The sequence below is a fragment of the Nonomuraea sp. NPDC050643 genome (genome assembly GCF_040654715.1).
Lineage (GTDB): Bacteria > Actinomycetota > Actinomycetes > Streptosporangiales > Streptosporangiaceae > Nonomuraea.
In genome coordinates, this window is the sequence record NZ_JBFAIM010000147.1 from 1 (window position 1) to 5,946 (window position 5,946).

The 5,946-nt window shown below is 71.2% G+C and carries 5 protein-coding genes and 1 pseudogene; 3 read left to right on the forward strand and 3 right to left on the reverse strand.

Features of this window, described 5'->3' with window-relative positions; genetic code table 11:
* The 3 genes from AB0I15_RS66430 to AB0I15_RS66440 all read left to right on the forward strand — a co-directional run.
* Positions 1 to 453, forward strand: a 453-nt coding sequence (locus AB0I15_RS66430; RefSeq protein ID WP_358121009.1) for a PH domain-containing protein, incomplete at its 5' end; no start/stop codon positions are given.
* Between the two features lie 308 nt (positions 454 to 761).
* Positions 762 to 1,343: an RNA polymerase sigma factor gene (locus AB0I15_RS66435; protein ID WP_358121012.1), complete on the forward strand. Its 582-nt coding sequence runs from the start codon at positions 762 to 764 to the stop codon at positions 1,341 to 1,343.
* A gap of 44 nt (positions 1,344 to 1,387) precedes the next feature.
* Positions 1,388 to 1,855, forward strand: a complete 468-nt coding sequence (locus AB0I15_RS66440) for a peroxiredoxin family protein (RefSeq protein WP_358121014.1) — start codon at positions 1,388 to 1,390, stop codon at positions 1,853 to 1,855.
* A 39-nt stretch (positions 1,856 to 1,894) separates the two neighbouring features.
* On the opposite strand, the gene AB0I15_RS66445 is transcribed toward AB0I15_RS66440, so the two are convergent.
* The 3 genes and pseudogenes from AB0I15_RS66445 to AB0I15_RS66455 form a co-directional block, all read right to left on the reverse strand.
* A complete protein-coding gene (locus AB0I15_RS66445) occupies positions 1,895 to 3,589 on the reverse strand; it encodes a hypothetical protein (protein ID WP_358121017.1) in 1,695 nt (564 codons plus the stop codon).
* Positions 3,590 to 3,660: 71 nt separating this feature from the next.
* Complete coding sequence (locus tag AB0I15_RS66450; RefSeq protein WP_358121019.1) at positions 3,661 to 5,121, reverse strand: serine/threonine-protein kinase; 1,461 nt, start codon at positions 5,119 to 5,121, stop codon at positions 3,661 to 3,663.
* A pseudogene (locus AB0I15_RS66455) lies at positions 5,111 to 5,946 on the reverse strand (hypothetical protein); the annotation flags it as partial. The pseudogene AB0I15_RS66455 and the gene AB0I15_RS66450, both read right to left, overlap by 11 nt.

The window sequence follows — 5,946 nt, forward strand, 5'->3', positions numbered from 1 at the left end:
GTCCTGGCCGCCGTCGCCGCGCCGGCCTCCTGGTGGGCCCCGTGGCCGTGGGTGCGCGGCTGGGTGTGGCTGACGCCCGCGGTGGCGCTGGTGTCCGGGCTGTGGCTGGCCGTCGAGGGCGCCGCGAACCTGGGGCACGCGCTGGGCGCCCGGCACCTGGTCAGCAGGAAGGGCTCGGTGGTCCGGCACACGATCGCGCTCGACCGCAGGGGCGTCTCAGGCTGGACGATCACGGAGACGCTCTTCCAGCGCCGTTCCGGCCTGCTCACGGTCTCGGCGACCACCGCGGCGGGCAAGGGCCACTACGAGGTGGTGGACGTGGGCCGCGGCGACGGCCTCGATCTGGCGGCGGCGGCCGTACCCGGTCTGCTGGAGCCCTTCCTGGTCCGGAAAGGCGATGAGCCGCGTGATCCCCCACGGTTTGCCCATGCCCCTGTACTGGACAAATCGTGATCACGCGGCTCAGGTGCTGCTTGCTGAGATAAAGGTATTTGTCACGCTTGCAGCCGGGTTGCAGCCGCATTAACCGCCGGCGCGAATCACGAGTCAGGAGGGGCCAGGACCGGCGGCGCGCGGATGGGAGGAACGCCTGTCCGAGCCGGCCTGGCCTCCACTTCCCGAAAGGGTGAATCCTTTCGGCAAGTGGAGGCCTCTTATGGGGGTGAACGGTTCTGCCGGGGAGAAGATGCGGATGAGTGACGCCATGGTGCCGGTGGTGCGGCAGGCACCCTTCGGGGCTTCGCGACGGCAGGGGCACGGACGTGGGTGACCCCGGCTGGGCGAGCGCGCAGCTCATCGAGGCCGCGCAGGCCGGTGATCGCGAGTCGATCACGGCGGTGGTCGGCAGCGCCCATCCTCACGTACGACGCTTCGCGGCTCATCTCTGCGCGTCCCCGCAGGACGCCGAGGACGCCGCGCAGGAAGCGCTGATCATCCTGTATCGGAAGATCGGCTCACTGCGCGCCACCGGAGCCCTGGCATCGTGGATGTTCCGAATCGTCAGGAATGAGTGCCTGCGTCGTGCCCGGCTGCTCTTCGACCGCTGGGACGAGGCCGATGACGGCCTGGCGAGGTCGGCCGAGGACGAGGTCATCCGGCGTCTGGAAGCCGAGCTCGTCGCACAGGCGATCAGGGAGCTACCGGACGTTCAGCGCCGCGTACTGATCATGCGGGACGTCCTGGGCCATCCCGGGCGGAGGGTCGCGGAGACGCTCGGCCTGAGCGACGCCGCGATGAAGTCCCAGCTTCACCGGGCCCGCAGCAGGGTCCGGCTCAGCCTGGACGGCAGGGCCGACGCCCCGGGCGGCCCGCTCGAACGCGGCCGCCACCAGCGCCTGACCTGAGCGGACAGTGTTCCCACAGCCCGAGTTCGAAGGAGAGTTCCGCCATGCTCAAACCCGGATCGCCCGCGCCCGATGTCGTGCTGGAAGACACCGACGGCGGCACCGTACACCTGTCGGATCACCAAGGTCGTCATGCCGTGCTGATCTATTTCATGCGAGCGACCTCGTGCCCGATCTGCAACAGGCACGTCCAGGACCTCATCAGGCGCCGAGACGAGCTCGCGGCCGCAGACGTCCTGGTGTTCGTCGCGGTGCCCGAGGAGCGCCAGGAGGCGGCCGCGTGGAAGACCAGACGCCAGATCCCGTTCCCCGTCCTCACCGGCCGTCACGCCACCCCGCACGAGGTGATCGGCCTGAGCAGAAAGGTCTTCGGCTCGCTGCAGCAGTCGGGCAGCGTCCTCATCGACTCCCAGGGCATCGTTCGCCACGCGCACGGCGCCACCCTGCCAACCAGCGCCTACGACAGGACCGGAATCACCGCCGCCGTCCAGGCCCTCCGCACCCGTGGGTGATCTGTCCGGTCCACCTGAAGATCCGGGCGCCCACCACGCCTAACTGCCCACCGGCTGCTTCTCCAGCGCCTCGAGGTAGGCCTTGGCCAGGGTGAGCGCCCCGTCCATCGCCTCCTTCTCGGCCATGAACTCGACCTTGGGCGAGTTCGTCGCCTCATCCTCGGGCCGCTGGTGGCCGGAGTAGTCGACCCTGACGGCCAGCGAGCCCTTCCGCATGAGCACGGTGCCGCTGGAGGCGGTGACGTCGCCGCTCTTGGACTGCACGAACTGCTGGTACGCCTGGTCGCCCAGCCCCTTCACGTCGGCCACCTCACCCCAGGTGATGCCGCCGAGCTTGGACCCGGCCATGTTCCTGTCACCGCCGCGCTCGCTCACGTAGAACGCCTTCGCCGCGGGCTCGTCCACCTCGCCGGCCCGGTTGGTGAACCGGTGCACGGTGATGAGCGCGCTGCGGATCTTCGTGATGCCCTCGCCGCCGGACAACTTGAGGTTGAGCCAGCGGCACTCCGTCTGGCCGTCGCCGCCGACCGTGGTGCCGCGCGCGCGGGTGGTGGGGTCGGGGACGAGCCGGGTGACCGTCTCGGTCATGGCCCCGCACTCGCCGGGAAAGGCGGCCAGCACGGTCGGCGAGGGCGTCGCGCGGGCGCTGGGCGAGACGGTCGCCGACGGCTCCGGCTTGGCCAGCACGTTGGGATTGCGCGCCTGCCAGTCGGCCGCGCCCTTGGCGAAGTGCGCGATCAGGCCGCTCACCTCGCGGATCGCGTTGGCCTCGGTGATCGCCTGCGTGGTGTCGTTCGACAGGATCTGGGCGTCCTTGCGCTGCTGGCCCGCCTGGAACTTGACCTTGATCGTCATGTCGCCGACGCGGGCGAAGGCCTGGCCGTAGGCGTACCAGAGGAGCTTGCCGTCGCGGCGCCAGGTGTACTGGGCGAACGCGCCGTCGCCGACGCCCTGGACGTCCTTGAGCGGGGAGATGTACTCCTTCTCGTCGGGGTCGAGCGACGGCTTGGCGGTCGCGCTGTACTGGCCGCCGCGGCGCTCGAACTCGTAGGAGTTCTGGGCCATCGCGCGGCCGGTCTTGGCCCCCTCGCCCTTGTGCTGGTCGACCTTGACGTCGATCTCCCTGGTGCGCCAGAACTCACCGAACGAGATGCGCTGGTTCTTCCAGTTGCAGCCGAGGACGACGGCGTACTCGGAGTCACGCGACGAGCCGCCGACGGTGGCCTCCGGCACCAGCCGGTCGGCCTCCTCCTTGGGCAGCATGGCGCACACGTCAGGGGCCTTCGCCACGCCCGCCGGCTGCGCGGTCGCCGTGCCGCTCGAGGTGCCGCTCGCCGTGCCACTCGCGCCCGGCGACGTGCGGGAGCCGCCCGACACCTTGCCATAGACGAGGTACGCGCCCACCCCGCCCGCGGCCACCAGCACGACCAGCGCCGCCGCCAGCGTGGGCAGCAGCCACGAAGGCCGATTCGGCGGCCGGGACGGCATCTGCGGCATCCCCGGCGGCAGCGTGGGCGGCAGGGACGGCGGCAGATTCGGGGGCAGATTCGGGGGCACGTTGGGAGGCAGGTTGCGCGTCTGGTGCTGATGCTGTGGCTGGTGTTGTGGCTGGTGTTGTGGCCAGTGGAGCGGCTGGTGGGGCGGTGGGGTCGGTGGCATGCTCGGCCGCTCGGACTGCCCGCCCGGCACCTGGTAAGGGTTCGTGGGCGGCTCGTACTCGCTACCGGGATTCACGGGGACTCCTGGGGTTGCCCTGACTTGCGGGGAAACATGCTAGTCACACCCCTTGCAAGGTGCTTGCACGCTCATTTGGCCAGTGCCCCAGAGACCAGACGGGCGGCGGCGATGGCCGTCTGCTTGTCCGCCTTGGCGGTGGCGGGCACGTCGGTGCGGTGCCAGATGACTTCGCCCAGCAGATTACTCGTACGGAAAAGCACCGTGCTGGTAGATGTGCCGGTTTTGCTGGAGTTCATCGCCAGCTTGAAGGAGCTCTGCACGATCGCCGACTCCCCCGCCCCCGTGACGTCGGCGACGGGCCCGTACGCCTCGCGCATCGCGGTGCCCTCGGCGGCGGCGCGGGTGTTCTTCTCGCTGGTGAAGCGCCGTTGCGCCACTTCGGCACCGCCGAGGTCGTCGTTGGGACGCTCGGCCCAGGCACGCACGACGAGGCGGCGCAGGGCGCCCGCGTTGAGCCGGACGATCCACTGGCACTCGTCCGCCCGCGTACGGCTGCGCTCGGGCGGGCCCTTCATCAGCCCGGTGGCCTGGGCGTCGCTCAGGAGCGTGCACGGGTCGGGCGCCTTGGCGAACCTGCCCGTCGGCTGGGTGCCGCCGATCGCGGTGGAGGCGTACCAGCCGCCCGCGCCCAACGCCACCACGGCGGCGAGCACGGCGGGCAGCAGCCACCCGCGCCGCCCGGCGGCGGGCCGGTGATGGCGCCGGGGAGCCGTCTCGGGGCCGGTCAGACCGGCCAGGGCCTGGCGGATCTGGGGCGCCGTGGGCCGGGCCGCGGGGTCCTTGCCCAGCATGGCCATCAGCAGGTTGCCCAGCTCGCGCCCCGCCCTCGTGGGGAACGGCGGCTGGTGCAGCAGCACGGCGGCCGCCACCGCGGCGGGCAGTTGCCGCTCGAACGGCCCGCGGCCCTCGACCGCGGTGTACAGGCTGGCGCCGAGCGACCACAGGTCGGAGGACGGGCCGGAGGGCTGCTCGTTGAGCCGCTCGGGGGCCATGTAGCCGGGTGAGCCCGCGCTGCCGTACTTGTCGCCCCGCCCGCCCATCGGGGTGGCGATGCCGAAGTCGGTGAGCATCGCCGAGCCGTCGCCGTCGAGCAGGATGTTGGCCGGTTTGACGTCCTGGTGCAGCATGCCGTGCGCGTGGGCGACGTCCAGGGCCGACAGCACGCGCAGGCCGATCGCGGCCACGAACCCGGCCGGCAGCGGGCCGTCCTCCTTGATGACCTTGTCCAGGGAGCGGCCGGTGACCAGGTCCATGATGATCCACGGCTGGTGGCCCTCGAGGACGACGTCGTGCACGAGCACGATCGCGGGGTCGCGCAGCCGGCCGGCGGACCTGGCCTCGTGGATGGCCCGGTCGACGAACTCCGAGCGCTGGTGGGGGCTGAGGGCTTCCGGCACGCGTACCTGCTTGACCGCGACCTGCCGGTCGAGCACCTCGTCGATGGCCCTCCACACGGTGCCCGCGCCGCCCTGCCCGAGCCGCTCGATCAGCCGGTAGCGGCCGGCCAGCAGGTAGAGGTCATCCGGCATTGCGCAACGCCTGCTCACTCGCCTGCGCGGCCTTCAGCGCCGACTGCTTGACGTCCTCGTCGGTCGGCTTGTTGGCGAGCGTGGAGTATTCGACGCTCACCACCAGGTTGGCCAGCCGGTAGTAGACGTGGGCCGAGTGGATCCGGCCCGTGGGGCCCTTCAGCTCGAAGCCGAACGCCTCCTCGCCGAGGCCGGCGATCTGGCGTATCGGGGTGCGTTCGGCCTTCCTGGAGTCCTTCACGCCGATCTCGGGCCACGTCCAGTCGATGTCATCGTATTTGGTCCAGTAACGCTTCTGGTTCTGGAAGAGCGTGCGGGCCGTGACCGGGGTCATCGACCACGGGTCGACGGTGTCGGAGTCCTTCTGCACCTGCAGGCCCACACCGGTGTTGGTGATCGGCCAGCCGCACTTGGGGCCCACGTCGTCGGAGCCCGGCTGCCCCTTGGGCGGGCTCTGCGTACGCAGCAGCCGGCCCACCTCGGCCGAGCCGATCAGCGTGCACACGTCCAAGGGCACGGTGAACGCCTCAGGGGTTCCGCCGCCCTGCTCGCGCAGGATGAGGAAACCGCCCACGCCCGCCACGAGGGCGAGCACCGCTCCGGCGGCGATCCAGGCGACCACCCGGCCGCGCCGCCTGACCCGGCCGGGCGCGGTGACGTCGTGGCTGACGGGCACCGGCGGCGGGGGCCCGCCCGCGGCGACCTGCCTGAGCGCCTGGACGATCATACGCGCGTCGTAGCGGAACCCGCCGATCGCCCGCAGGATCTCGGCGCCGATGCCCTGCCCGGTGGCCAGCCATTCGGCGATCAGCGCGCCGATGATCG

Coding starts and splice junctions, on each gene's coding strand:
- AB0I15_RS66440 (WP_358121014.1), top strand. CDS start 1,388: ATGCTCAAACCCGGATCGCCCGCGCCCGATGTCGTGCTGGAAGACACC.
- AB0I15_RS66450 (WP_358121019.1), bottom strand. CDS start 5,121: ATGCCGGATGACCTCTACCTGCTGGCCGGCCGCTACCGGCTGATCGAG.